25 protein-coding genes and 1 riboswitch are annotated in these 25,691 nt (G+C 61.5%); of the genes, 7 read left to right on the plus strand and 18 right to left on the minus strand.

The window, feature by feature from the left end; translation table 11 throughout:
• Nucleotides 1-14 precede the first annotated feature (14 nt).
• The gene (locus tag GH769_RS16780) at nucleotides 15-398 is read left to right on the plus strand and encodes a YbaN family protein (RefSeq protein ID WP_019818414.1); all 384 of its coding nucleotides are present in this window, start codon (nucleotides 15-17) and stop codon (nucleotides 396-398) included.
• A 119-nt stretch (nucleotides 399-517) separates the two neighbouring features.
• Entirely contained in the window at nucleotides 518-3,988 is a 3,471-nt protein-coding gene (locus tag GH769_RS16785; RefSeq protein ID WP_019818415.1) for a PAS domain-containing hybrid sensor histidine kinase/response regulator, read from the plus strand.
• A 48-nt stretch (nucleotides 3,989-4,036) separates the two neighbouring features.
• On the opposite strand, the gene rmuC is transcribed toward GH769_RS16785, so the two are convergent.
• Nucleotides 4,037-5,401 (minus strand): DNA recombination protein RmuC, encoded by a 1,365-nt coding sequence (gene rmuC / locus GH769_RS16790; protein ID WP_169918249.1) that lies wholly within the window; start codon nucleotides 5,399-5,401, stop codon nucleotides 4,037-4,039.
• Between the two features lie 175 nt (nucleotides 5,402-5,576).
• A complete protein-coding gene (locus tag GH769_RS16795; RefSeq protein WP_014719377.1) occupies nucleotides 5,577-5,900 on the minus strand; it encodes a hypothetical protein in 324 nt (107 codons plus the stop codon).
• A gap of 457 nt (nucleotides 5,901-6,357) precedes the next feature.
• Between GH769_RS16795 and GH769_RS16800 the strand changes: the two genes are divergently transcribed.
• The 4 genes from GH769_RS16800 (at nucleotide 6,358) to GH769_RS16815 (ending at nucleotide 9,515) form a co-directional block, all read left to right on the plus strand.
• Nucleotides 6,358-6,663 carry a hypothetical protein gene (locus GH769_RS16800; RefSeq protein WP_014719378.1) on the plus strand — a complete coding sequence of 102 codons (306 nt, stop codon included), beginning with the start codon at nucleotides 6,358-6,360 and terminating at the stop codon, nucleotides 6,661-6,663.
• 443 nt (nucleotides 6,664-7,106) lie between these two features.
• Nucleotides 7,107-7,331: a hypothetical protein gene (locus GH769_RS16805; RefSeq protein ID WP_003193022.1), complete on the plus strand. Its 225-nt coding sequence runs from the start codon at nucleotides 7,107-7,109 to the stop codon at nucleotides 7,329-7,331.
• A gap of 278 nt (nucleotides 7,332-7,609) precedes the next feature.
• Complete coding sequence (locus tag GH769_RS16810; RefSeq protein ID WP_032903131.1) at nucleotides 7,610-8,092, plus strand: hypothetical protein; 483 nt, start codon at nucleotides 7,610-7,612, stop codon at nucleotides 8,090-8,092.
• Nucleotides 8,093-8,237: 145 nt separating this feature from the next.
• A complete protein-coding gene (locus GH769_RS16815) occupies nucleotides 8,238-9,515 on the plus strand; it encodes an OmpP1/FadL family transporter (RefSeq protein ID WP_003193026.1) in 1,278 nt (425 codons plus the stop codon).
• 64 nt (nucleotides 9,516-9,579) lie between these two features.
• On the opposite strand, the gene GH769_RS16820 is transcribed toward GH769_RS16815, so the two are convergent.
• The 13 genes from GH769_RS16820 to cobO all read right to left on the minus strand — a co-directional run bounded on the left by GH769_RS16820 (nucleotide 9,580) and on the right by cobO (nucleotide 21,400).
• Nucleotides 9,580-10,131, minus strand: a complete 552-nt coding sequence (locus tag GH769_RS16820; protein ID WP_014719380.1) for a glutathione peroxidase — start codon at nucleotides 10,129-10,131, stop codon at nucleotides 9,580-9,582.
• Between the two features lie 150 nt (nucleotides 10,132-10,281).
• Nucleotides 10,282-11,490 (minus strand): MFS transporter, encoded by a 1,209-nt coding sequence (locus tag GH769_RS16825; protein ID WP_014719382.1) that lies wholly within the window; start codon nucleotides 11,488-11,490, stop codon nucleotides 10,282-10,284.
• Between the two features lie 54 nt (nucleotides 11,491-11,544).
• Nucleotides 11,545-11,949, minus strand: a complete 405-nt coding sequence (locus GH769_RS16830; protein WP_014719383.1) for a MarR family winged helix-turn-helix transcriptional regulator — start codon at nucleotides 11,947-11,949, stop codon at nucleotides 11,545-11,547.
• 42 nt (nucleotides 11,950-11,991) lie between these two features.
• On the minus strand, nucleotides 11,992-12,720 hold the full coding sequence (locus GH769_RS16835; RefSeq protein ID WP_032903137.1) for an adenosylcobinamide-GDP ribazoletransferase: 729 nt from the start codon (nucleotides 12,718-12,720) through the stop codon (nucleotides 11,992-11,994).
• Between the two features lie 2 nt (nucleotides 12,721-12,722).
• Nucleotides 12,723-13,298 (minus strand): alpha-ribazole phosphatase family protein, encoded by a 576-nt coding sequence (gene cobC, locus GH769_RS16840; RefSeq protein WP_014719385.1) that lies wholly within the window; start codon nucleotides 13,296-13,298, stop codon nucleotides 12,723-12,725.
• Nucleotides 13,295-14,350 carry a nicotinate-nucleotide--dimethylbenzimidazole phosphoribosyltransferase gene (gene cobT, locus GH769_RS16845; RefSeq protein WP_032903129.1) on the minus strand — a complete coding sequence of 352 codons (1,056 nt, stop codon included), beginning with the start codon at nucleotides 14,348-14,350 and terminating at the stop codon, nucleotides 13,295-13,297. Before cobT ends, cobC begins: the two co-directional genes overlap by 4 nt.
• A complete protein-coding gene (cobU, locus tag GH769_RS16850) occupies nucleotides 14,347-14,868 on the minus strand; it encodes a bifunctional adenosylcobinamide kinase/adenosylcobinamide-phosphate guanylyltransferase (protein WP_019818435.1) in 522 nt (173 codons plus the stop codon). The genes cobT and cobU overlap by 4 nt, the downstream gene beginning before the upstream one ends.
• A 550-nt stretch (nucleotides 14,869-15,418) precedes the next feature.
• A complete protein-coding gene (locus GH769_RS16855; RefSeq protein ID WP_032903128.1) occupies nucleotides 15,419-16,870 on the minus strand; it encodes a cobyric acid synthase in 1,452 nt (483 codons plus the stop codon).
• On the minus strand, nucleotides 16,867-17,856 hold the full coding sequence (gene cobD / locus GH769_RS16860) for a threonine-phosphate decarboxylase CobD (RefSeq protein ID WP_032903127.1): 990 nt from the start codon (nucleotides 17,854-17,856) through the stop codon (nucleotides 16,867-16,869). Before cobD ends, GH769_RS16855 begins: the two co-directional genes overlap by 4 nt.
• Nucleotides 17,849-18,757, minus strand: coding sequence for an adenosylcobinamide-phosphate synthase CbiB (cbiB, locus tag GH769_RS16865; RefSeq protein WP_032903126.1), 909 nt, complete (start codon nucleotides 18,755-18,757; stop codon nucleotides 17,849-17,851). Before cbiB ends, cobD begins: the two co-directional genes overlap by 8 nt.
• Entirely contained in the window at nucleotides 18,754-19,404 is a 651-nt protein-coding gene (gene bluB, locus GH769_RS16870) for a 5,6-dimethylbenzimidazole synthase (protein ID WP_014719391.1), read from the minus strand. Before bluB ends, cbiB begins: the two co-directional genes overlap by 4 nt.
• Nucleotides 19,401-20,792, minus strand: coding sequence for a cobyrinate a,c-diamide synthase (locus GH769_RS16875; protein ID WP_032903124.1), 1,392 nt, complete (start codon nucleotides 20,790-20,792; stop codon nucleotides 19,401-19,403). Before GH769_RS16875 ends, bluB begins: the two co-directional genes overlap by 4 nt.
• A complete protein-coding gene (gene cobO / locus GH769_RS16880) occupies nucleotides 20,789-21,400 on the minus strand; it encodes a cob(I)yrinic acid a,c-diamide adenosyltransferase (protein ID WP_005790169.1) in 612 nt (203 codons plus the stop codon). Before cobO ends, GH769_RS16875 begins: the two co-directional genes overlap by 4 nt.
• A gap of 78 nt (nucleotides 21,401-21,478) precedes the next feature.
• A riboswitch (cobalamin riboswitch) is annotated at nucleotides 21,479-21,726 on the minus strand.
• A 99-nt stretch (nucleotides 21,727-21,825) separates the two neighbouring features.
• Between cobO and GH769_RS16885 the strand changes: the two genes are divergently transcribed.
• On the plus strand, nucleotides 21,826-23,139 hold the full coding sequence (locus tag GH769_RS16885) for a sorbosone dehydrogenase family protein (protein ID WP_032903123.1): 1,314 nt from the start codon (nucleotides 21,826-21,828) through the stop codon (nucleotides 23,137-23,139).
• A 123-nt stretch (nucleotides 23,140-23,262) separates the two neighbouring features.
• Here the strand turns inward: GH769_RS16885 and GH769_RS16890 are convergent, their stop codons facing one another.
• The 3 genes from GH769_RS16890 to hda all read right to left on the minus strand — a co-directional run bounded on the left by GH769_RS16890 (nucleotide 23,263) and on the right by hda (nucleotide 25,490).
• Nucleotides 23,263-23,802 carry a C40 family peptidase gene (locus GH769_RS16890; protein WP_003193049.1) on the minus strand — a complete coding sequence of 180 codons (540 nt, stop codon included), beginning with the start codon at nucleotides 23,800-23,802 and terminating at the stop codon, nucleotides 23,263-23,265.
• 144 nt (nucleotides 23,803-23,946) lie between these two features.
• A complete protein-coding gene (locus GH769_RS16895) occupies nucleotides 23,947-24,576 on the minus strand; it encodes a C40 family peptidase (RefSeq protein ID WP_032903121.1) in 630 nt (209 codons plus the stop codon).
• Nucleotides 24,577-24,785: 209 nt separating this feature from the next.
• Nucleotides 24,786-25,490 carry a DnaA regulatory inactivator Hda gene (gene hda, locus GH769_RS16900; protein ID WP_014719395.1) on the minus strand — a complete coding sequence of 235 codons (705 nt, stop codon included), beginning with the start codon at nucleotides 25,488-25,490 and terminating at the stop codon, nucleotides 24,786-24,788.
• Nucleotides 25,491-25,691 lie beyond the last annotated feature (201 nt).

Genomic DNA, 25,691 nt, shown 5'->3' on the forward strand with positions numbered 1-25,691 from the left:
TGCCCGTGGCACCCATGGGCAACCGTCCACTGCTCCTGCGCTACGCGCTGCTGGCCATCGGCTGGCTAAGCGTAGCGCTGGGAGTCATCGGCATTTTCCTACCTGTGCTGCCGACCACGCCCTTCCTGTTACTCGCCGCCGCCTGTTTCGCTCGCAGCTCCCCGCGCTTCTACCACTGGCTGGTGGAACACCCGCGCCTGGGGCCCTGGGTGCGCGATTACCTGGACGGCAATGGCATCCCGCTCAAAGGCAAGGTCTACGCCATTGGCTTGATGTGGTTGAGCATCTCGATTTCCTGCTACCTGGTGCCGCTGCCATGGGCACGGGGCTTTATGCTGACCAGTGCGGTGCTGGTGACGATCTACATCCTGCGCCAGAAAACCCTGCCGCCACGCTGAGCGCCACCTGCGACATTCGATCCCACACGACCTTGGTCGACACTGACTAACACCAGGCATCATGCGAGACTGTCCAACCGGGCCTGGAATGCCCGGGTGTTCTTATGCTCGGAGTTACCATGACGCTGTCCAGCGGGCTGATCGCCGCCGTTGCCCTGGCCTATATGGCCACTATGTTTGCCATCGCCTTTTACGGTGACCGCCGCCATGCGCCGCTGCCACCGCGCGTGCGTGCCTGGGTGTATAGCCTGTCACTGGCGGTGTACTGCACCAGTTGGACCTTCTTCGGCGCCGTAGGCCAAGCCGCCGAACAACTGTGGGCATTCTTGCCGATCTACCTGGGACCTGTGCTGTTGCTGGTGCTGGCACCCTGGGTGTTGCAGAAAATGATCCTGATCAGCAAGCAGGAAAACATTACCTCCATCGCCGACTTTATCGCTGCCCGCTACGGCAAGTCCCAGTCCCTGGCGGTGGTGGTGGCACTTATTTGCCTGGTGGGCGTGCTGCCCTATATCGCGCTGCAGCTCAAAGGCATCGTGCTGGGCGTGAACCTGCTGATCGGCGCCGGCCCCGACACCACCGGCACCCGCGCCCAGGACACGGCCTTGATCGTGTCGCTGGTGCTGGCGCTGTTTACCATCGTGTTCGGCACACGCAACCTCGACGCCACCGAACACCACCGCGGCATGGTGCTGGCGATTGCGTTTGAGTCGCTGGTCAAGCTGTTCGCTTTTCTCGCCGTCGGTGCGTTTGTCACCTACGGCTTGTACGACGGTTTCGGCGATCTGTTCAGCCAGGCCATGCTCGCCCCGCGCCTGGAGGAATACTGGAAAGAGACCATCAACTGGCCTTCGATGGTGGTACAGACCGGCGTCGCCATGATGGCGATCATCTGCCTGCCGCGACAATTTCATGTGACGGTGGTGGAGAACATCGACCCCCAGGATTTGCGCCTGGCCAAGTGGGTGTTCCCGGCTTATTTGATCCTCGCGGCACTGTTCGTGGTGCCCATCGCCTTGGGCGGCAAGATGCTGTTGCCCAGCTCGGTGCTGCCGGACTCCTATGTGATCAGCCTGCCAATGGCCGAGGCCCATCCTGCCCTCGCCGTGCTGGCATTCATTGGCGGTGCATCAGCGGCCACTGGCATGGTGATCGTGGCGAGCATTGCACTGTCGACGATGGTCTCCAACGATATGCTGCTGCCGTGGCTGTTGCGCCGATCCAGCGCCGAGCGGCCATTCGAAGTCTTTCGCCACTGGATGCTGTCGGTTCGCCGGGTGAGCATTGTGATCATCCTGCTGCTGGCGTACGTGAGCTACCGCTTGCTGGGCTCCACTGCCAGCCTGGCGACCATCGGCCAGATCGCCTTTGCCGCTGTGACCCAACTGGCCCCAGCGATGCTCGGCGCACTCTATTGGAAGCAGGCCAACCGGCGTGGGGTGTTTGCCGGTTTGGCCGCCGGTACCTTCCTGTGGTTCTACACCTTGGTCTTGCCAGTGACGGCGAAAAGTCTGGGCTGGTCGCTCAGCCTTTTCCCCGGCCTGACCTGGATGCATTCCCACCCGTTCGGGCTGTCGGTCACGTCGCTGACCTTGGGCACCGTGTTCTCCCTGGCGGGGAATTTCACCCTCTTCGTGTGGGTGTCGATGCTGTCGCGCACACGGGTTTCCGAGCACTGGCAGGCAGGCCGTTTTATCGGCCAGGAAATCAACCAGCGTGCGAGTGCGCGCTCCATGCTGTCGGTGCAGATCAGCGACCTGCTCAGCCTCGCGGCGCGCTTCGTCGGGGAAGAACGGGCCCAGCAGAGCTTTATTCGCTTCGCCTACCGCCAAGGCAAAGGCTTCAACCCCAACCAGAATGCCGATAACGATTGGATCGCCCACACCGAACGCTTGCTGGCCGGCGTACTCGGGGCCTCCTCGACGCGGGCGGTGGTGAAAGCGGCAATCGAAGGGCGGGAAATGCAACTGGAGGACGTGGTCCGTATCGCCGACGAAGCCTCGGAAGTGCTGCAGTTCAACCGCGCCCTACTGCAAGGCGCCATCGAGAACATCACCCAGGGCATCAGCGTGGTGGACCAGTCGCTCAAGCTGGTGGCCTGGAACCGGCGTTACCTGGAACTGTTCAACTACCCGGACGGCTTGATCAGCGTCGGCCGGCCCATTGCAGACATCATTCGCTACAACGCCGAGCGCGGCCTGTGTGGCCCTGGCGAAGCGCAAGTGCACGTGGCGCGTCGCCTGCACTGGATGCGCCAGGGGCGTGCGCACACCTCCGAGCGCTTGTTCCCCAATGGCCGGGTGATCGAGTTGATCGGCAACCCGATGCCCGGCGGCGGGTTTGTCATGAGCTTCACCGACATCACCGCCTTCCGCGAAGCCGAACAAGCACTGACCGAAGCCAACGAGGGCCTGGAGCAGCGGGTGACCGAGCGCACCCATGAACTGTCGCAACTGAACGTGGCCCTCACCGACGCCAAGGGCGTGGCCGAATCCGCCAGCCAGTCGAAGACGCGGTTCCTGGCGGCCGTGAGCCATGACCTGATGCAACCGCTGAACGCTGCGCGGCTGTTTTCCGCCGCCCTCTCCCACCAGACCGATGGCCTGTCCAGTGAGGCACGGCAATTGGTGCAGCACCTGGACAGCTCGCTGCGCTCGGCTGAAGACTTGATCAGTGATTTGCTGGATATTTCGCGCCTGGAAAACGGCAAGATCAACCCACAACGCCAACCCTTTGTCCTCAACGAGCTGTTCGACACCCTGGGTGCAGAATTCAAGGCGCTGGCCCAGGATCAACACTTGCGCTTCCGCTGGCGCGGCAGCCGTTTGCGGGTCGACAGCGATATCAAACTTTTACGGCGAATTTTGCAGAACTTTCTGACCAATGCCTTCCGTTATGCCGACGGCCCGGTGCTGCTAGGCGTACGTCGCCGCAAGGGCGAACTCTGCCTGGAGGTCTGGGACCGCGGCCCTGGCATTGCGCCGGATAAACAAAAGGTGATCTTCGAAGAGTTCAAGCGCCTGGACAGCCACCAGACCCGTGCCGAAAAGGGCCTGGGCCTGGGCCTGGCGATTGCCGACGGTCTGTGCCGCGTGCTGGGCCATCGCCTGAGCGTGCGCTCCTGGCCGGGCAAAGGCAGCGTCTTCAGCGTGTGCGTGCCGCTGGCCCGCAACCAGGCCAGCGTGCAACCCAAGCCGCCCACAGAAACCGGCCTGCCCTTGAGTGGCGCACGGGTGCTATGCGTGGATAACGAAGACAGCATCCTGATCGGCATGCGCAGCCTGCTAACGCGCTGGGGCTGTGAAGTCTGGACGGCCGCCAACCAGGCCGAATGCGCGGCACTGCTGGCCGACGGTATCCGCCCGCAACTGGCGTTGGTGGATTACCACCTGGACCACGGCGAAACCGGTACCGAGTTGATGGGCTGGCTGCGTGCGCAACTGGCCGAGCCGATTCCCGGTGTGGTGATCAGTGCCGATGGGCGACCGGAGATGGTGGCCGAGGTGCACGGGGCGGGGTTGGATTACTTGGCCAAACCGGTGAAGCCGGCGGCGTTGCGGGCGCTGTTGAGCAGGCATTTGCCCCTGTAACGGGGCTGTATTCGAGCTATTTGTGGGAGCAATTTAGACCCCTATCTATTATTCCGGGAGATGCGCCACGCCATCCGAATCGGTCATCGCCCGCTCCAGCAGATCCGCCGGCAAGCTCTTACTGGCGCGGGCGCCGAGCAACCTTAGCTGCTCGGTACGGCTGACCAGGTTCCCACGCCCATCCGTCAGCTTGTTGCGCGCCGCGCTGTAGGCCTTGTCCAACTGTTGTAGCCGGTTGCCCACTTCGTCCAGGTCCTGGATAAACAGCACGAACTTGTCATACAGCCAGCCGGCACGCTCGGCAATTTCCCGCGCGTTCTGGCTCTGGCGCTCCTGCTTCCACAGGCTGTCGATCACGCGCAGGGTGGCGAGCAAGGTCGTGGGACTGACGATTACGATATGGCGGTCGAAGGCTTCCTGGAACAGGTTGGGCTCGGCCTGCAATGCCGCAGAAAAGGCAGCCTCGATCGGTACGAACAGCAGGACGAAATCCAGGCTGTGCAAACCCTCCAGGCGCTTGTAGTCCTTGCCGGCCAAGCCTTTGACATGATTACGCAGGGACAGCACGTGTTGCTTCAACGCGGCCTGGCCAATCACCTCGTCATCCGCCGCCACGTACTGTTGATAGGCGGTCAAGCTGACCTTGGAGTCGACCACCACCTGCTTGTCGCCCGGCAACATGATCAGCACATCGGGCTGGAAACGCTCGCCATCCGGGCCTTTGAGGCTGACCTGGGTTTGGTACTCACGGCCCTTCTCCAGGCCCGCGTGTTCCAGCACTCGTTCAAGAATCAGCTCACCCCAGTTACCCTGGGTTTTCTGGCCCTTGAGAGCGCGGGTCAGGTTAGTGGCTTCGTCCGACAGACGCAGGTTCAATTGCTGTAGGCGCTCAAGCTCTTTGGCGAGGGAAAAGCGCTCACGGGCTTCGTTCTGATAGCTTTCTTCGACACGCTTCTCGAAGGACTGGATACGTTCCTTGAGCGGGTCCAGAAGTTGGCCCAGGCGCTCCTGACTGGTTTCGGCGAAGCGTTGCTCACGCTCGTCGAAGATCTTGCCGGCCAGCTCGGCAAATTGCGCACGCAGTTCGTCTCGTGAGCCTTGCAGGTCGGTGAGGCGTTGCTGATGACTCTCTTGCTGCTCACGCAATTCGGCGCTCAAGGCCGCGGCCAAGGCGTCGAGGCGACGCAGTTCGGTTTCCTTGGCGCTACGGTCGAGGTTCCAGGCGTGCGCGGCATCGCGGGCGTTATCGCGGTCGATCTGCAACAGCTCGACTTCACGGCGCAGCGCCGCCAGGTCGGCTTGTTTGGCGGCATTGGCCTGGCTGAGGTCACTGATCTCATCGCGACTGGCGTCCAGTTGCGCGGCGAGCCCTTCCTGGGCCAGTTGTGCGGTCGCCAGGCGCTCCTCCAGCAACTCCCAGCCGGTGGTGCGTGCGGTCAGGCGCCGCTGGAGTTGCCAGCACAGCGCCAGTAGCGGCACGGCTGCGCCCACAAGACCCAAGGCGATACTGGTCCAGTCAAACACCATAGCCATTTCTGCCATCACCGAAAAAGATCAAGGGTAACCAAGCCTAAGGCCGGAGGACAGCTCAGTCTTCGACCTGCCCCAGTTCGCGCTGGGCGCGACGGTCGCCGGCGCGAGCAGCCGAACGCAACAAATCGTGGCCGATGCGCCGGTCACGGGCATTTCCGCACTCGCGGCACATCAGTTGGCCAAGACGGCTCTGAGCGGCCACCACGCCTTCGCGGGCGGGCTGCTTGAGCAAGCGTCCGGCGAGATGCTTGATATTGTTGCTCTGCCCCAGGCGCGGGCTGTCGAGCAGCCACAAAGCAACCTTCAAGGAAAAACGCTTGGGCGCGGTAACAGTTTGGGGCGTGTCGGTAACAGAAGGTGATACTGAGCGAAACTTCATAAAGCACTGTGGGGCAGAACGGAAGGCGCGCCACTCTACTCTTTTTTTCGTACAGGTAAAGCTGAAAAAACCGTGCACGCCCGTCCTAGAGCAAGCGCTCGGGACAATCCACAGAAGCTGTGGATAACTCAGTGGACAACCCCCCTTGAACAGGCGCAAAGCCCCATGGAACGGGGGCCGCGGTCAAACTGACGATTTTTTCACCAATAAAAAAAAGCGAGATTTTTCATTGACTTAAATTTTGATTACAGGCAAATGGGCGCACTTGCACACCCGTGGCAGCAGGGTTACACCCTTGGCCACAAATGTGCACAAGTCCCGATCGGCTGGTTATATCGTCGGCGTTTTTTGATTCAACACCGGTTAAACATGTTACTAAGCGCGCAAACCCGAGGGCTTTTCAAATCTGCCTCGGCTCGCCACACTGCGCCACCGCCAATGCAAACCAGTAGGGCCGATGAAAGGAATTCTGTTATTCGCCGGGCTGCTGCTGGCCATCTGCGCGACCTCGCTTGGGATCAATGCCGCGCTCCCCTCGCCGGACGGCGCACTGTTTGCTATTGCTATCCTGCTATCGGCCGCCTTTACCGCCGTGATTCTGTGCATCGAACTCAGTGATGGCAGAATTAACGACATGGGCGATGTGATCCGCATGATCGAGACCGGCCAGTCCTTGCGGCTGACGCTCGCCGCCTACGGTCTGGGCTGTGCCTTGGCCGCATCCATGACCGTGCTGGTCTATTGCGAGTTACTCGGCGGCTGAACGAAGTTTTTTTGCAATCGGCCTTCCCTTCCCTGTTTCAATCCGTTACTATCCGCGGCGTTAGTACCAAGCTGAAAGTCAATTCTGGTCGAACACGTCCCCTGAACCACATGGGATCGGCCACCTCGATGGTTTCCAGGTATTCCTTGCGACGACACTGCCTTTGAACAAGCAAAGGGTGGCGCGAAGTTCCAATACTCTGACCGAACCAACCTGCAAATTGATCAGGATCTCCACCCTGGGCCCAGAACCTTTGCCCTTGTTGTGTTGCCTGCCCTCCTAAGTACCTACCTGCCAGCCCAAGCGCGCCAAATTTAATTGCGCTTCAAACTGGCTGCTTTGTTCCAGTCGGGTTCTTCGTTTGATCAATGGTGATCAGCGTTACTGGAACGTTTTAACGTTGCACGGTTCTTATCCGTGTCATTTGTAGGAACACCAATAATATGAACGCTCAAATCCACACTCAGGATGCCATTCGCACCCTCACCAACGCTTTTGCCCCAATGAACTGCCTGATCATGGCCGCTCGCAAAGGCTGCTTCAGCTTCACCCTGGTCAACGAACACGGCATCGCTCGTCACAGCGAACGCCTGTACCCCGATCAATACTCCAGCGCAGAACCGCTGCAGGCCGTGATCGATCGTACCCGTCAGGCACTGACTGCCTGATCGACCCGCGTCGCTGAAACCTCAAAAACCCTGTTTGAATAACAGGGTTTTTTATTGCCTGGAATTTGGCCCTGAGTTCGCCGGGCTAAGTACAAATGGATATAAACGTTATAACCAGTTGCAGAAGATGTTTTAAAAACAGTCCTTTACATCGTGAATATGACACTACACTTCAACTCAAGCGGCGTGATCCGCTTACGACGGGCCTGAGATCCGATTCACCGCTGCCAAGCCCCCCCTCTCAGGCTCGTCCACTCTTTGCAAGGACTGAGGCTCGTATGGGTATTGCCGCCAGTGAATTGTGTCGTTATGTGATCAGGCCGACGCTGATGTACCTCGGCCGCCACAGCTCGACAGCCGAATCCCTGCTGCTGGGCATTGCCGCCAGCCAGTCAGAACTGGGCTCGGCGCTGCATGACCGCCGCGGCCATGGCCTCTATAGCATCACCGAACCACGCCACCGCGCCCTCTGGGATAACTACCTGGCGCTGGACCCGGAACGCGCCAGCCTGGTGCGCGGGCTGGCCAGCCAACATGCGTTCCTCAGCGCGCCCCAGTTGGAGCTGACGGTAAACCTGCGCTACGCCACCGCGATCGCCTGGTTGCTGGTGGAACAACATCGTCCTGCCCTGCCCGCGCCCGGCGATGTACTGGCCATGGCGCGTATCTGGAAAGAAATATTCCACCCTCAGGGCCGCCTGCGAGATTTCACCCAAGCCTGGCAAACCTGTGTAATCCCAATGAAACAGGCAGCTTGCTGACCGGGCAAATTGCAAGATTCGCCAAAAAACGGCGATTTTGGTCTGATTGTCCTACAAAAACGCTCTATCTCCCGCATTACAGCCTATAGCGCGATGTGAAATTTATTGATACTTTCCGCAGCGGTGATCACACGGAGTTCTAATAATGAAAAAAGTAATGCTCAAGACCACACTTAGCCTCGCCGTTGCCATGGCATCCTCCCAACTGTTCGCCAGCGGCTTTGCGCTCAACGAACAGAGCGTGAGCGGGATGGGTACCGGTTTCGCAGGTCGCTCTTCTTCTGCCGATGATGCGAGTACTGTGTTCGGTAACCCTGCCGGTATGGCACGTCTGGAAGGCCAACAGATCACCGGTGGCGTTGCAGCCATTGATGCCTCCACCGATATCAGCAATGTCAGCGGCCGCTCCGCTGGCAGCAACAAAGGCGATATGGTGCCTTTCACCGCCGTGCCTTTCGGTTTCTACACCAATAAACTTAACGACCAGTGGGCTGTCGGCTTCGGCGTCTATGCGCCGTTCGGCCTGGTGACCGACTACGAAAGCGGCTTCCAGGGCCGTGGCTTTGGCAGCAAGAGCGAAGTGAAAGTCATCACCTTGCAACCGACTGTCAGCTACGCCTTCAACGACCGCGTTTCCGTGGGTTTTGGCCCGACCATCAACCGCATCGCCGGCACCCTGGAATCGGACCTGACGCTGAACCCTCGCGCGCCAGACACCAATATCAAGATCAAGGGTGACGACACCGCGCTGGGCTTCAACATCGGCGTACTGGTCCAGGCCACCGATACCACCCGTGTCGGCCTGACCTACCACTCCAAGGTCAGCTACAAGCTGGACGGCCACACCGAAGTCACCGCACCGACCGCGACCTCGCCGTTCCTGCGCAGCAACCGCTATGACGCCTCGCTGAAAATCGACACACCTGAGTCCTACGACCTGTCCGTCACTCAAGACCTGACCGACGCGTGGAAACTCTACGCCGGTGCAACCTGGACACGCTGGAGCCGCCTCAAAGACATCACCGTCAAGAACGAAGGCGTCAGCGGCGCTACTGGCGGCGCGCTTGCCCCAGGCCTGGTCAGCACAATCAAGGAAGACCAGAACTGGCACGACACCTGGGCCTACGCCGTGGGTACTTCGTACCAGCTCACCAAGCAAGTGGTACTGCGTACCGGCCTGACATTCGACCAGTCGCCTACCAACAACACGGATCGCTCACCGCGCATCCCGACCGGCGACCGTACTATCTTCAGCCTGGGCCTGGGCTACCAGGTCATGGATAACATGACCATCGACCTGGCCTACTCCTACCTGAAGGAAGAGGACGTCAAGATTTCACGCTCCAACCAATTGGCCAGCTACAACGCCAAGTATGAAAACAGCGCCAACGGTTTCGGCTTGGGCATGACCTACAAGTTCTAACCGCAGTCGTATAAAAAAGCCCCGCTCTCCTGTGAAGGAGGCGGGGCTTTTGTTTGGCTGGCGGTCAGGGTTTGGAAGCCAATGCCTGTTCCACCGCCTTGATCAGCTCCGGACTGTCCGGCTTGGTCAGGCTGGAAAAACTGGCAACCACATTGCCTTGGCGATCCACCACATACTTGTAGAAATTCCACTTCGGCGCCGCGTCGGCCTGCTGTGCAAGCACCTTGAACAGGTGCACCGCATCCGGCCCCTTGACCTTCTGCGGCTCGGTCATGGTGAAGGTCACGCCATAGTTCACGTAGCAGACCTTGGCGGTTTCTTCCCCGGTCTTGGCTTCCTGTTTGAAGTCATCGGACGGCACGCCGATCACTTCCAGGCCCTGGCCCTTGTAGCGCTGATATAACGCTTCCAGACCTTTAAACTGTGGGGCAAAGCCGCAGAAGCTCGCTGTGTTAACGATCACCAAGGGCTTGCCAGCGAATTGCTGGCACAGGTCGATGGATTCCTTGGCCCGCAGCTTGGGCAATTGGCCCGCAAGCAACGGTGGGCAACTGGCGGCCATCGCCACGCTGCCAATAGCCATCAGGACGGGTACAGCGAGCCAGCGCATCTGCATGTCAAAAGTCCTTGAGTCAGTTCAGACCCACAACTTAGCAGATCGCCATGCCCAGTTGCATCAATGCCAGGCCGCCCTGATGCCAGCCCCACCAGGCCAGCAGCAATAACACCATCCCCACAGCCACCAGCATAAGACGCGCTGTCATGCTCATGCCGCCTCCATCTGCGCCTGAATACGTGCCACCGGCCGCTCACGCACCGGCCAATTCAGCGCGGCGGCGAGCAGGCTGAGTAAAATTGCCACCTGCCAGATCAAATCGTAGCTACCGGTTCGATCATAGACCACCCCGCCCAGCCACCCGCCGAGGAACGAGCCAAGCTGGTGGAACAGGAACACAATCCCGCCGAGCATCGAGAGGTTGCGCACCCCAAACAGGGTCGCAACGGTGCCATTGGTCAGCGGCACCGTGGACAGCCACAAGAATCCCATCGCCATGCCAAACAGATACGCCGTGACCTCGGTGACCGGCGCCCACAGGAACAACACAATCACTACCGCCCGCAACAGGTACAAGCCGGTGAGCAGACGCGGCTTGGACATGCGGCCACCGAGCCAACCCGCCGTGTAGGTGCCAAATACGTTGAACAGGCCAATCAAGGCCAGCACCGTGGTGCCCACCGTGGCCGGCAGGTGCTGGTCGACCAGGTATGCCGGCAAGTGCACACCGATGAACACTACTTGGAAACCGCACACAAAAAAGCCGAAGGACAGCAGCCAGAAGCCGGAGTGGGAGCAGGCCTCTTTCAGCGCTTCGCCCAGGGTTTGCTGGCCTACCGTGACCGCCAGCGGCCGGTCCTTGAGCATGGCGACCAGCGGCAGGATCAGCGCCACCATCAAGCCCAGCGCCAGCAAGGCGGCCGACCAGCCCAGCCAGCCAATCAGGCCCAGGGTGCCGGGCACCATGGCGAACTGGCCGAACGAGCCGGCGGCGCTAGCAATGCCCATGGCCATGCTGCGTTTTTCCGGCGCTACGGCGCGGCCAACCACGCCGAGAATCACCGAGAACGAGGTGCCGGACAGGCCAATACCAATCAGCAAACCTGCGCTCAACGACAGCGACCAGGCAGAGTCGGACATGCCCATCAGCACCAGGCCGACGGCGTACAACACCCCGCCGACAAACACCGCCTTGGTCGCGCCGAAACGGTCGGCCAAGGCCCCGGTAAATGGCTGCGCCAAGCCCCAGATCAGGTTCTGCAAGGCGATAGCAAAGGCAAAGGTTTCACGCCCCCAACCGAATTCGCTGCTCATCGGCGCCAGGAACAGGCCAAAGCCATGCCGTACGCCCAAGGACAACGCCAGGATCAGCGCACTGCCTAAAAGAACCCAACCACTGGTGCGCCACATCGAGGTCATTTCTTATTCTCCGTTCGCGGGTATATACCCGCTTATAGTCGAACAAACCGCCGTTCAGGCGAGTTCATCCAGCAAGGCCAACAACATTTCGCGCTTTTCGGCGCCGAGCTTATCAATCAGTTTCTGCTGCGCTGCTTCCCACGCCGGCAACGCAGCGCCTAGCCGTTCATGGCCGGCGTCAGTCAACACCACCAGGCGGTTGCGCAAATCGTCGCCCTCCACCAACTGCACCAGCCCTTCACCTTCCAGGACGCGCAGGTTGCGCCCCAGGGTGCTGCGATCCAAGCCCATGGCGTCCGCCAGGCTGGAAATGCTCGGCTGGTCGAGACGCTGCAGGTTGCACAACAGAGAATACTGGGCAACGTTGATCCCGAAGCCGTCGAGAGCGCCGTCGTAGTGCCTGCTGACGCCACGGGCGGCACGTCGCAGGTTGGTGCATAAACATTGGGAGGCAAGCATAGAGCGTGTATATACCCGGAGTTAACCAATTGCAAGAAAGCGTTACAACGCCAGCCCGACCAGCACCGCGACTTCAAGCAGCTCCAGCAGTGCGCCAGCAGTGTCGCCCGTGGTACCGCCCAGACGCTTGACCATCAACTGGCGCAGCCACACGAAACACAGGGCCGCCAGCAACACCGCGATGCCGCCGCTGAGACCACCGATCAGGATGCAGGCCAACCCGCTGAGGATCAGCACCTGTTGGCCGACAATTCGCGGCAGATGATCTGACAGTGCCTGGCCCAATCCGCCCGCCCGCACATAGCGCGTGGTGAGAAACAGCGCCAGCATCGAAGCACGTCCGATCAAAGGCGCCAGGATCAAGGCGGCGCCATTGTGTTGTTCGATCAACGCCACCAACGCGCTGAACTTGAGCAGCAGCACCAGCCCCAGGGTGACCACCGCAATCGGGCCGCTGCGCGGGTCTTTCATGATGCTGAGGGTGCGCTCCCGGTCGCCAAAACCGCCCAACCAGGCATCGGCGCTGTCGGCCAGCCCGTCCAGGTGCAGGCCACCGCTGAGCAGCACCCAGGCGGTGAGCAGCAACGCGGCGTGCAACAGCAACGGGGTACCCTGCAACACCTGGTTGAGGCCCCATAACAGCACGCCGAACAGCAACCCTACCAGCGGATAAAACAGCAACGAACGGCCCAGCTCTTGAGGCTGCGGCATGCCCGGCAAACGTATGGGCAGGCTGCTGAGAAATTGCAGGGCGATCCAGAACGGCAGCATCATCAGCGCCCTTCCTTCAACACGCCATCGGCCGCAACCTGCAGGCCGAACAGGGCACCGTGGCCCACTTCGACATTCAGCAGTTGCTCACGGGGCAACCCTCGCGCCTGGGCCAGCAGCAGGCGCATTACACCGCCATGGCTGATCAACAGCACGCGCTGGCCAGCATAGGCCTGATGCAGCCGCCTGACAGCGCCAAGCACGCGCGCGGAAAACTGGATGACCGGCTCGCCTTCCGGCGGCGTGAATTCATAGGGGTTGGCCCAGAACAAGCCCAGCCCTTGGGCATCGGTGTCCATCAACGCGGCCGCACTCTGCCCTTCCCACGCGCCGAAGTGCAGCTCTTGCAGATCGGCCTCCAGAGTCACCGGCACATCGAGCTGTGCCCCCAACTCCTGGGCGAACAGAGCGCAGCGTTGCAGCGGTGAGCTGATCAGCCGATCCCACGGCCCCTGCCCCACCACTGCGTCGCGCATCTGCCGCCAGCCGTTGGCGGTCAGCGCATCGTCCAGGCTGCCACGCAGGCCTCCGCCCAGTTCGGTTTCGCCGTGACGCAGCAGGTCCAGGCGCAAGGTCATGCGGGGCGGTCCGCCACGGCGGCTTCGGCGAAGGTCGCCATCTGCCCGTGCAGCGCACACGCCAGGCGCAACAAAGGCACCGCCAACGCCGCGCCGCTGCCTTCGCCCAGGCGCAGGCCCAGTTCCAGCAACGGTTGCGCATCGAGGCTGTGCAGCACATGGCGATGGCCCGGCTCGGCACCCCGATGGCCGAACACCAACCATTCGCGGCACGCCGGGTTCAAGCGCACCGCCACCAGCGCGGCCACGCTGCAGATGAACCCATCCACCAGCACCACGATGCCTTCCTGGGCGCAGGCCAGGTAGGCGCCAACCAAGGCAGCAATTTCAAAACCGCCGAGATTGAACAGGGTTTGCAACGCATCGCTGCGCTGACCGGCGTGCAACCCCAGGGCGCGCTCGATGACCGCGACCTTGTGGCTGACCCCTGCGGCATTCAAACCGGTGCCAGGGCCTGTGAGGTCAGTGACCTGGCAATCCAGCAATGCGCAGGCCAAGGCACTGGCGGCAGTGGTATTGCCGATGCCCATCTCACCGCCGATAAAGAGTTGCGCGCCGCTTTCCAGGGCACGGCGTGCGCTGTCTCGTCCAGCTTGCAAGGCCAACTGCCCTTGGGCTTGGGTCATCGCCGGGCCATGCACGAAATTAGCCGTGCCCGCGCCGATGTTCAGGTGACGAACGCCGGGCAAATCCAGGGACGGCGTGACCGTGCCGAGGTCAATCACCTCCAATTGCGCTTGCAGTTGCCGCGCCAACACGCTGATCGCCGCGCCACCGGTGACGAAGTTTTGCAGCATCTGCCCGGTGACCTCTTGGGGAAATGCCGACACGCCTTCAGCGACCACACCGTGATCGCCGGCAAAAATCGCGATCCACAGGTGATCTACCGTCGGTTTGACCTGGCCCTGCAAACCCGCCAGCCGCACCGCCAGGGCTTCCAACTGGCCGAGGGAACCGGCGGGCTTGGTCAACTGCTGCTGACGCGCCAGCGCCTGTTCGTGGGTCGTGGTATCCACCGCCTTGCAGGGGTTGAGCCACCAGGAATCGGTCATAACGCAGTACCTTTCAAAGTCAGGGGCAGGCCGGCAACCGTCAGCACAACGCGCTGACATTGCTCGGCCAAGGCTTGATGCAGCCAACCGGCTTCATCCACATAACGGCGAGTCAATTCGCCCAGCGGCACGACACCCAGACCGGTTTCGTTGCTGACAAAAATGATCTCCCCCGGCAGCGAGGCCAGGGTTTGCAACAGTTGATCACGCTCGGATGCAAGGCGAGCCGGGTCTTCGAGCATCAGAAGATTGGTGAGCCATAAGGTCAGGCAATCCACCAGCAGGCAGCGATCAGTGGCGGCGTTTTCCTGTAGCACACGCGCCAGGTCGATGGGCTCTTCAACCAGGCCCCAATGGTCGGGACGACGCTGGCGGTGCAGCGCGACGCGCTCGCTCATCTCACCGTCGAGCGGTTGGCTGGTGGCGATATAAATGACGGCAAGCCCGCTCTCTGCGGCAAGCTTTTCGGCCAGGCGGCTCTTACCCGAACGGGCACCGCCGAGGATCAATTGATACATGCAAAGGCCCCTGGCAAACGATGTGGCGAGGGAGCTTGCTCCCGTGACGGCCTGACAGCCGACGCTGATCCAGCTGACGCACCGCGCCCCAAATGTGGGAGCTGGCTTGCCTGCGAAGACGGCCTGACAGTCAACACAGTTGGACCGTGTACATATCCATTTCTGCGGTAACGGCCACTTAGGGTTCCGCTTTTACAGCGGCTCACTTTTGAAAAGCGCAAAAGTAAGCAAAACGCTCTTGCCCCACCACTCGGCACCTCGCCCAGGCTCGGTGTGCCCGTAATCCGCCAGTGATTTGGGGGGCCGCCGCCCCGCGCCATCCATGGCGCGGGGCGGCTAAACCGGCATCCCTGCCGGTTTACCCCCCAAATCACTGTCGAATTCCGGCCAGCGTGGTTTAACGGGGCGCCTAAGATCAAGCTCAAAAGCAGATCAAGATCAAGGGCGGCTCGCTTCGCATCGTGGTTACCGTTGAGCACTACAGCGTTGTGTAGATACACATGGCTATCGCAGGCAAGCCAGCTCCCACAGTTGGATGGTGTGAACACCGTCAGATCCCACATAGCTTGCGCAACAAATCGGTGTCCAAGTGGTGCTCCACCAAGTCCGCCAACCGCTCGATATCGCGCTCGCGCAAGCCGTGATAATCCACCTCTTGCACCTCCTGCAACCCGGCCCAACGCAGCAACGCGCTGCACGCAGCCGGGGTCTCGAATAGGCCGTGCAGGTAGGTGCCTAGAATTTGCCCATCAGGGCTCTGCGCGCCATCGCTGCGGCCATCGTCCAGCAGGACCGCAGCGCTTGCCAAGGCAGCGCCGCAGGTCACCCCCGCATGGATTTCATAACCGCTGACGTCGGCATCTTCCAATACCAGACGCCCACGCACATTGCGCAGTTGTTTCTCTTGTTCCAGGGTGGTGCTGAACGCCAGCAACCCAAGGCCGGCACTGGAGCCCGCGAGCCCTTCCAGACCCAGCGGGTCATGGACCTGCTCGCCGAGCATCTGCAAGCCGCCGCAGATCCCCAGTACCTTGCCGCCATAACGCAGATGCCGCGCCACGGCGGTGTCCCAGCCATTGGCACGCAGATAGGCCAAGTCACTGCGCACGCTTTTCGAGCCCGGCAGGATGATCAGGTCAGCGGCAGGTATCGCCTGGCCCGGCCCGACGAACTGCAAGTCCACCTGGGGGTGCAAGCGCAGCGGGTCGAAGTCGGTATGGTTGCTGATGCGCGGCAGCACCGGCACCACCACCTTGAGCACCTGGGCGGCCTTGTCGATCTGGCGCTGGTCGATGCCGTCTTCCGCCTCCAGGTGCAGGTCCATCACGTAGGGCAGCACGCCGACGACCGGTTTGCCGGTGCGCGCTTCGAGCCAGTCCAGCCCTGGTTGCAGCAACGCGATATCGCCGCGAAAACGGTTGATGATGAAGCCCTTGACCCGCGCCTGTTCACTGGGCGACAGCAGCTCCAGGGTGCCAACCAGATGGGCAAACACGCCGCCGCGGTTGATGTCCGCGATCAACAGCACCGGGCAGTCCACCGCCTCGGCGAAGCCCATGTTGGCAATGTCATTGGCGCGCAGGTTGATCTCGGCCGGTGAGCCCGCGCCTTCGACCATCACCACCGGGTAGGCCTGGCTCAAACGCGCGTGGGAGGCCAGCACCGCTTGCATCGCAATGGCTTTGTAGTCGTGATAGGCCACGGCATTCATGCTGGTGACCGCACGGCCATGGATGATCACTTGGGAGCCGGTGTCGCTGTTGGGCTTGAGCAATACCGGGTTCATGTCGGTATGGGGCGCCAGGTTGGCAGCCTGGGCCTGCACCGCCTGGGCGCGGCCGATCTCGCCGCCTTCGGCGGTCACCGCGCTGTTGAGCGCCATGTTCTGCGGCTTGAACGGCGCCACCGCGACACCCTGGCGTACCAGCCAGCGACACAGCGCAGTCACCAGGGTGCTTTTACCGGCGTCGGAGGTGGTGCCCTGCACCATCAACGTGGTCATGTGGCGTCCTTGTAGGCGGCCAGGGCTTCATCAAGGCGCAGCCAGTCGGCGTCGGTGTCGGGCAGGCCCAAGCGCACGCTGCTGTTGTGCACGAACAGGCGCAGCAGGATGCCGCGTTGGGCCATGAATTCGTACAGCCGTTCAGCGTGGGGGGTAATCAACCACTGGAACAATGCGCAGCCGCCGTGCGGTTGAAGCCCACGGCGCTCAAGCAACTCGAACAGACGCTGGCCGGCTGCGATGCAACGACTGCGCTGGCGCGCATGCCCGTCGGTGTCGCGCAGGCACACTTGGCCCAACACCCGCGTCGGCCCACTGACGGCCCAGGGCCCGACCTGTTCGGCCAACAGCTTGAGCAACTTGCGCTCGGCCAGCACAAAGCCCAGGCGCACGCCGGCCAAGCCGAAGAACTTGCCGAATGAGCGCAGTACGATCAAGCCGACCTGATCGGCATGGCTGGCCAGGCTCAAGTCCGGGGTCACGTCAATGAACGCCTCGTCCACCACCAGCCAGCCACCGCGCTGGGCCAACCGCGCATGCCAGTCCAGCAGGCGTTGCGGGCTCAGGCTCAAGCCCGTGGGGTTGTTGGGGTTGACCACGACCAGCACGTCGAGGCTGTCGAGAAAGAAGTCGACTTCCTGCTCCTGCACTTCGCGCACCACATAACCGGCGCGGCGCCAGGCTTCGGCGTGTTCGGCGTAACAGGGCGAAAGCACGCCGACCTTGCCGGAACGACGCAAGCGCGGCAGCAGTTGGATCGCGGCCTGAGAGCCCGGCACCGGCAGCAATGGGCCGGCGCCGTAGTACTCGCTGGCAGCCTTCTCCAAGCCGTCATCGGTTTCCGGCAAGCGCGCCCAGGCACGCAAGGGAATCTCGGGAATCGGCCACGGCCAGGGCGCCAGGCCGCTGGACAGGTCGAGCCAATCCGCTTCGGCAATGCCGTACTCAATCGCGGCCTTACGCAGCCGACCACCATGTTCAAGCATAGATTTGCGCCCCCACGCACAGGACCAGCAGCCACAGCCACACGCCGCGCTGCACCAGTTGCCAGCCGCGATCAATGGAATCGGCGTCGGCCGGCGGGCCTTCGCCCAATGGCGGGCGCTGATGCACCTCGCCGTAATAAATCGCCGCGCCGCCGAGCTCCACACCCAAGGCACCGGCCCCCGCCGCCATCACCGGGCCAGCGTTGGGGCTGTCCCAAGTCGGGCCCTGAGTGCGCCAGCATTTGAGCGCCAGGCGGGTTTTACCCAATAACGCGTAGGTTAAAGCCACCAAGCGCGCAGGAATATAGTTGAGCACATCATCGATCCTGGCGGCTGCCCAACCGAAGCGCTCAAAGCGCTCATTGCGATAGCCCCACATGGCGTCCAGGGTATTGCTCAGACGATAGAGCACCACGCCCGGCACACCGGCCACCACAAACCAGAACAACGCGGCGAATACCGCATCGCTGCCGTTCTCCAGCACCGATTCGGTGGCTGCGCGGGCCACTTCAGTACGGTCCAGTTCACTGGTCTGACGGCTGACCAGGTAACTCACACGTGTACGCGCTTCGTCCAGGTCATCACGGCGCAGGGCCTGGGCCACCGGCATCACGTGCTCGCCCAGGCTGCGCATGCCCAGGGCGCAGTACAACGCCAGGATCTCCAGCAGCCAGCCGATATAAGGCGCCCACGACAACGCCGTGGCCAGCAGGGTCAGCGGCACCACCGCAATAAACCACGCGGTCACACCATGGCTGCGCCAGCCACGCCCGCCAGTATTGAAACGTTGCTCGATGCGCCCGGCGAAATTGCCGAACGCCACCAGCGGATGCCAGCGCCTGGGCTCACCGAGCAGCGCATCCAGCGCCACCGCAGCCACACACAGCAAGGCCACACTCATTGACTCACTCCCCACGTGTTTTCATACAGCATGTCACTCAGCGGTCGCGGATCGGCCCAGCCTTCAAGCTGCAACATCGGTGCCGGGTAAAACTCGGCCACCGGCCCCAGGCACAACACTGCAAGGGGTTTTGCGCCGGGTGGCAAACCCAGCAACTCGGCCAGGGCCTGGGGGTCGAACAGCGAAACCCAGCCCATGCCCAACCCTTCCACGCGCGCCGCCAGCCACAGGTTCTGGATGGCGCAGGAGAGCGAGGCCATGTCCATTTCCGGCAGGGTGCGGCGCCCGAAGATGTGGCGCTCGCGATCGTCCATCAAGGCGGCGACCAATACCTCGGCACAATCGTTGATGCCTTCGACCTTGAGCTTCATGAACGCATCGGAGCGCTCGCCCAATGCTTCGGCGGTGCGTACGCGCTCTTCTTCTACCAACTGTTGAATCTGGCTGCGCAACGAGCGATCGCTGATGCGGATAAAACGCCACGGCTGCATCAGGCCGACGCTGGGCGCCTGGTGCGCAGCGTGGAGCAGGCGCTGCAGCAGTTCAGGCGCGACGCTGCCACCGCGGAAGTGGCGCATGTCGCGGCGTTCGGCGATGGCGCGGTAGACGGCTTCGCGGTCGGCTTGGGGGAAAGCGTTGTCAGTCATGGCCTCTTCGCGAGCAAGCCCGCTCCCACATTGGATTGGTTTGCAACTGGGTCAACTGTGGGAGCTGGCTTGCCTGCGATAGCGGTCTCAAGGTCGGGCGCAAACAACGCGGCCACCGCGCCAGGATTCGACGGAAAATAAAAGTGCACATAGGAGGCGGTCAAACGACCCTGTCGGTAAACCGCTTCAGCTCCGCGCCCGCCGTTAGGGCTCAGGCCACGGGCAATCGGCGCCCATTCGGTACTGGTCAGGGAATGGTGATAGGTATGCCCACGCAAGGTCCCCTCCGGCAGCTCGACGCTTTGCAGCGCCAGGGCCGCGAGTTTCTTCTGCATCACCGCATCGCCTTGCAACAAGCCAACCAGTTCGGCGCGCTCACCCTCCACATTGGTCAACGAGTCGAGCAGATAGAGCATGCCACCGCATTCGGCGAGCAGCGGTTTGCCAGCGGCGTGATGAGCACGAATGGCGTCCAGCATCGAGGTATTGGCCGACAATGCCTGGTGGTGCAGTTCCGGATACCCGCCGGGCAAATAGAGGCTGTCCGCTTCAGGCAATTGGCGATCATGGATCGGTGAGAAGAACTTCAGCTCCGCGCCCATTGCCCGCAACAGATCCAGGCTGGCGCCGTAAGTAAAAGCAAAGGCTTCGTCACGGGCCACGGCAATCCGCACACCGGCCAGCAAGGGTTCGGTTTCGATCACGTGCGGCGCGGCAAAGGTCACCGGCGGCGGCAGGGCCACTTCGCAACTGCTGCCCAACGCCTGGGCGGCGGCATCCAGGCGTATATCAAGGTCATTCAGTTCGCTGGCTTGCACCAGGCCCAGGTGGCGGCTGGGCAGTTCGATGCCGGTCTCGCGGGACAATGCACCGTACCAACGCAAGCCCTCAGTGAGGCTGCCTTCAAGCAATTGCGCATGGCGCAGGGTGCCGACGCGATTGGCCAGCACGCCGGCGAATGGCAGGTCGGGCTGATAGCGCGCCAGCCCCAGGGCCAGGGCGCCGAACGTCTGGGCCATAGCCGTGCCATCGATCACGCCCAGCACCGGTACACCGAAGTGCCGCGCCAAGTCAGCGCTGGAAGGCGTGCCGTCGAACAGGCCCATCACGCCTTCGATGAGGATCAGGTCGGCCTCCCCCGCTGCCTCCCAGAGCAGGCGGCGGCTTTCCTGCTCGCCCACCATCCACATGTCCAACTGGTACACCGGCGCGCCACTGGCACGCTCGTGGATCATCGGGTCGAGAAAGTCCGGCCCGCATTTGAACACGCGCACCTTGCGCCCCAGGTTGCGGTGCAAACGCGCCAACGCGGCGGTGACCGTGGTTTTGCCCTGGCCGGACGCCGGAGCGGCGATCAGTACGGCCGGGCAATGACGGGGCTGATTCAAAGTTCGACGCCTTTCTGTGCCTTGATACCGGCCTGGAACGCGTGCTTGAGCATGCCCATTTCGGTGACGGTGTCGCCCATTTCGATCAGCTCAGGCTTGGCGCCACGGCCGGTGACCACCACATGCTGCATGGGCGGGCGGGCTTGCAGGTCGCTGAGTACCTGGTCCAGGTCAAGGTAACCGTGCTTGAGGGCGATGTTCAGTTCATCCAGCACCACCAAGCCGATGGAAGGGTCATTCAACATGGCCCGGGACACTGCCCAAGCCGCTTCGGCAGCGGCGATATCGCGCTGGCGATCCTGGGTTTCCCAGGTGAAACCTTCGCCCATCACGTGAAAGCGCACCTGCTCGGGGAAGCGGCGAAAAAACAATTCTTCGCCGGTGCTGTTACGCCCCTTGATGAACTGCACCACACCGCACTGCATGCCATGGCCCATGGCCCGGGCCAACATGCCGAACGCCGAACTGCTCTTGCCTTTGCCGTTGCCGGTCAGCACCAGCAGCAGGCCGCACTCGTTCGGGGAATTGGCGATGCGCTCGTCAATCACGGCTTTTTTGCGCAGCATGCGCGCCAGGTGGCGTTCGTCGCGGTCGGGGGAATCAGTCATGGCAGCTCTCCGTTGGGGCTGGACAAAAACGGCGGGCAGGAAAAAGAAACAACAGACAGCCAAGCATCGCCCACCGTGATGCTGTTGGATGATCCAGGCCGGTCTCCGGGCTCATGAGTGGCGCTTTTGATAGCAAGCAGCCGAGGGCGCGCCTTCCCATATCGCACGCGACACAGTGGCAAACAGCACCGTCTTGACTCATTTACCGTTGCGGGGGCAGCGCCGGAATCGCGGCAGCACTGTGTACAAGTGCGCTCGCTCACCGGCTTCCCTGTTTCACTCCGTCGACGCGTACGCCACAGAGCACCTGGAACAAGCCGCGAAGGTTAGTGGGTTGGGGGTGGAGCGTCAATTAAAGCTGGCCTTGTACTTGAACCATCCGCCGTTCGTGCTTCTCTACCCCTACAGGTATCAAGGAGAAAACCATGCCTAAAACCCGACTTGCCCTACTGATCATGTTCGCCGGAAGCCTCGCTGCGTGCGGCGAAAGCTCGACCCTGCAGGTCGCCGACGGCACCGGGCCCTCGCCCCGGCTGCCGGAGCCGAACAAGACGTTGATCCCCACCGTCAATATCGCCCCGGCCATCGGCTGGCCCGAAGGCGCCAAGCCCGTCGCCGCCGCCGGCACCCAAGTGGCCGCATTCGCCGAAGGCCTGGACCACCCGCGCTGGCTCTACGTGCTGCCCAACGGCGACGTTCTGGTGGCCGAGACCAATGCACCGCCCAAGCCGGACGATGCCAAAGGCGTGCGCGGCTGGGTGATGGAAAAAGTCATGGACCGCGCTGGCGCCGGCGTGCCGAGCCCGAACCGCATTACCTTGCTGCGCGATGCCGACCATGACGGTGTGGCAGAAACTCGTACGGTGTTCCTGGAAAACCTCAATTCGCCGTTTGGCATGACCCTGATGGGCAACGACCTGTACGTGGCCGATTCGGATAAGTTGCTGCGCTTCCCCTATCAGCCAGGTGAAACCACAATCACCTCCCCAGGCACCAAGGTGGTGGATTTACCCGGTGGCCCCTTGAACCACCACTGGACCAAAAATGTGGTGGCCAGCCAGGACGGCAGCAAGCTGTACGTGAGCGTCGGCTCCAACAGCAACGTCGGCGAAAACGGCCTGGAAGCCGAACAGGGCCGCGCCGCCATTTGGGAAGTCGACCGCGCCAGCGGCCAACACCGCATTTTTGCCTCCGGCCTGCGCAACCCCAACGGCATGGCGTGGGAGCCACAGAGCGGCAAGCTGTGGACGGCGGTCAACGAACGCGATGAGATCGGCAGTGACCTGGTGCCGGATTACATCACCTCGGTCAAGGATGGCGGCTTCTACGGCTGGCCTTTCAGTTATTACGGCCAGCATGTGGATGTGCGTGTCACCCCGCAGAACCTGGACATGGTCGCCAAGGCCATCGCTCCCGACTATGCGGTAGGCCCTCATACTGCGTCGCTGGGGCTGACCTTCGCCGAGGGCAGCAAACTGCCCGCTCCCTTCAGTAATGGCGCATTTATCGGCCAGCATGGTTCCTGGAACCGCAAGCCGCACAGTGGCTACAAGGTGATTTTCGTTCCCTTCGAAGGGGGCCAGCCGAAAGGGCAACCGGTGGATGTGCTGACGGGGTTTCTTGATAGCGATGAGAAAGCCATGGGCCGGCCAGTCGGCGTGGTGATAGATCAGCAGGGTGATTTGCTGGTGGCCGATGATGTGGGCAATAAGGTTTGGCGGGTGTCGGCTGTTAAGTAAATAACCACATACCCATGTGGGAGCGGGCTTGCCCGCGATTACGGTGGCCCAGCCAACTAAGCCGTTGACTGACACACTGCATTCGCGGGCAAGCCCGCTCCCACATTTTGGAGTTTTATTGATTCAGGGGTTACGCGCCAGATTCCCTGGCAACACGCGCTTGGCACTCAGGTAGGCATTCTGCCAATACGCTTTGGATAGCGTATCCAGCTTCACCGTACCGCCGGTCTGCGGTGCATGCACGAAGCGCCCTTCGCCCACATAGATGCCCGCATGGCTGACCCGCGAACCGCCACCGGTGGCGAAGAACAGCAGATCGCCGGTTTGCAGGTTTTGTTCGCTGACGTCCTGGGCACGCATCACGATCAATTCACGGGTGGTGCGCGGCAATGAGATGCCGGCAGCGTCGCGAAATACAAAGCCGATCAAGCCACTGCAATCGAACCCCGAGTCCGGTGTGTTGCCGCCCCAGCGATATGGCGTGCCGACCAGGCCCAGCGCACGAAAGAGCACGTCTTCGGCAGCAGGCGAGAAATTTTGGGTGGCATAGTTGAACACCGGCTTAGGCTTGACCGCGACGGGCGCGGGCGGCGGTGTACGACTGGCGCAGGCGCTGAGCAGCGCGGCGCAAACAATAAGCATCAGGCGGGCCGAGGTCGACATGTGCAGAACAATCCTGGTCTGGATGCGGCTTTCGCTGCCGAACGTTGAAAACCAGAACGCGCAAGCAAAGCTCGCGCGAACGGATGACAACAATGTCCAGGGATTCTAGCGCTTACACGTCAAACTTCAAGTATCACTTTAACTTTACTTACTAGCGGTAACCGTAGTCGGAGCCATGGCGAGTGCACGCTTGGCTTCGATGAAGGTTTTGCTCCAGTAGCTGTCACCGAGGTTATCGACCCGAACACCACCACTGCGGCCGCTGCTGGAGTGAATAAACTGGTTATCGCCCAGGTAGATACCGGCGTGGCTGACACGACCGCGACCACTGGTACTAAAGAAAAGCAGATCACCGGGCTTGAGGTTGTTTCGCGCGACCAACGGTGCATTCACGTTGATCATCTCGCGCGTAGAGCGCGGCAGATTCATGCCAGCTTCTTCACGAAACAGGTAGCCAATGAACCCACTGCAATCAAAACCGGCTTCCGAGGTGCCGCCGAAACGGTAACGGGTACCGATCAAGGACATGCCGCGCTCAAGGATGCTGTCGGCCAGAAGAGGCAGTTGGTAAGGCTTGCTGTCAGAGAACTCGGCGAGTTCTTTTTCGGTTGCCACCTCTTCTTCATAAACAGAAGCAGACTGTGCAGCAACGAACTTTGCCTGATTTTGAACCTGTGGTTTTTGCTGTTCTGCCACCTGCTGAGGGTGGGAGGCGCAACCAAACAACAGGGTAACGAGTGCGAGAGGCACGAGGGGTGCGAAGCGATTTAGCATGGGCACGACCGTGGCTGATGTGTAAAGAAGCCGAGACTATGCCCTCTATCACATCGATTTGCAAATTCAATCGCGATCTATGTGACTTATCGTTTCGACTATGCCATCTAAGCCGTGATTCCATTTCTCGCTTGAGTTGCGTAACCCTTCGGGCTCAAACGCAGGTTTTCTGACGCCTTGAAAATGCCGTTACACGGAAAATCAAGACCTTACCAGCCCAAAGTTTCTTTCAGGAAAGGGATCGTCAATTTTCTTTGTGCCTGCAAGGAAGCCTGGTCGAGTTGCTCAAGCAAATCGAACAGCGCGCTCATGCTGCGGGTGCCACGGGTGAGGATAAAGTGCCCGACTTCGTCAGTCAGGTGCAGGCCACGACGGGAAGCGCGCAGTTGCAGCGCACGCAGCTTGTCTTCATCGGATAATGGACGCATCTGGAAGATCAACGCCAGGGTCAGGCGCGACTTGAGGTCAGCCAGCTTCACCGGCAGTTCACGCGGCGAGGTGGACGCAGCGATCAGCAAGCGCCGGCCGCTGTCGCGCAAGCGGTTGAACAGATGAAACAGCGCCTCTTCCCACTCCGGCTTGCCGGCCACTGCCTGCAGGTCGTCGAGACACACCAGTTCATATTGCTCAAGGTTATCGAAGATGCCGATCCCGCGGTCCATCAATTCGGCCAAGGGCAGGTAGACCGCCGGCTCGCCCGTCTGCTCGAAACGCAGGCATGCGGCCTGCAGCAGGTGGGTACGCCCCACGCCATGCTTGCCCCACAGATAGATCAGGCTTTCAGTCCACCCGGCGTCGGCTTCGCAAAGCCGCTCCACATAGCCGAGTGCAGCGGCATTGGCGCCTGGGTAGTAATTGATAAAGGTAGCGTCATCACGCAGACGCACACCTAGGGGCAGCTGAATCGGTTTCATGCTGACTGAACGGCTCCCATCGAACCGTTAGTGGCCTCTATGTAAAGTTTGCAAAGTTTATACCCGTGACGCCGGGCGCACAATGCAGCAGACCACAAGCAAAATCAAAGGTTTGCGTTAACCCGGGGGTTTTACGCAGTTTGTTTGACGCACCCCGGCGCCAGAAACAACAAACCCGGCCAGGGCCGGGTTTGTGACACC

The sequence above is a fragment of the Pseudomonas sp. CFSAN084952 genome (assembly GCF_009648855.1).
GTDB classification, from domain to species: Bacteria; Pseudomonadota; Gammaproteobacteria; order Pseudomonadales; family Pseudomonadaceae; genus Aquipseudomonas; species Aquipseudomonas paracarnis.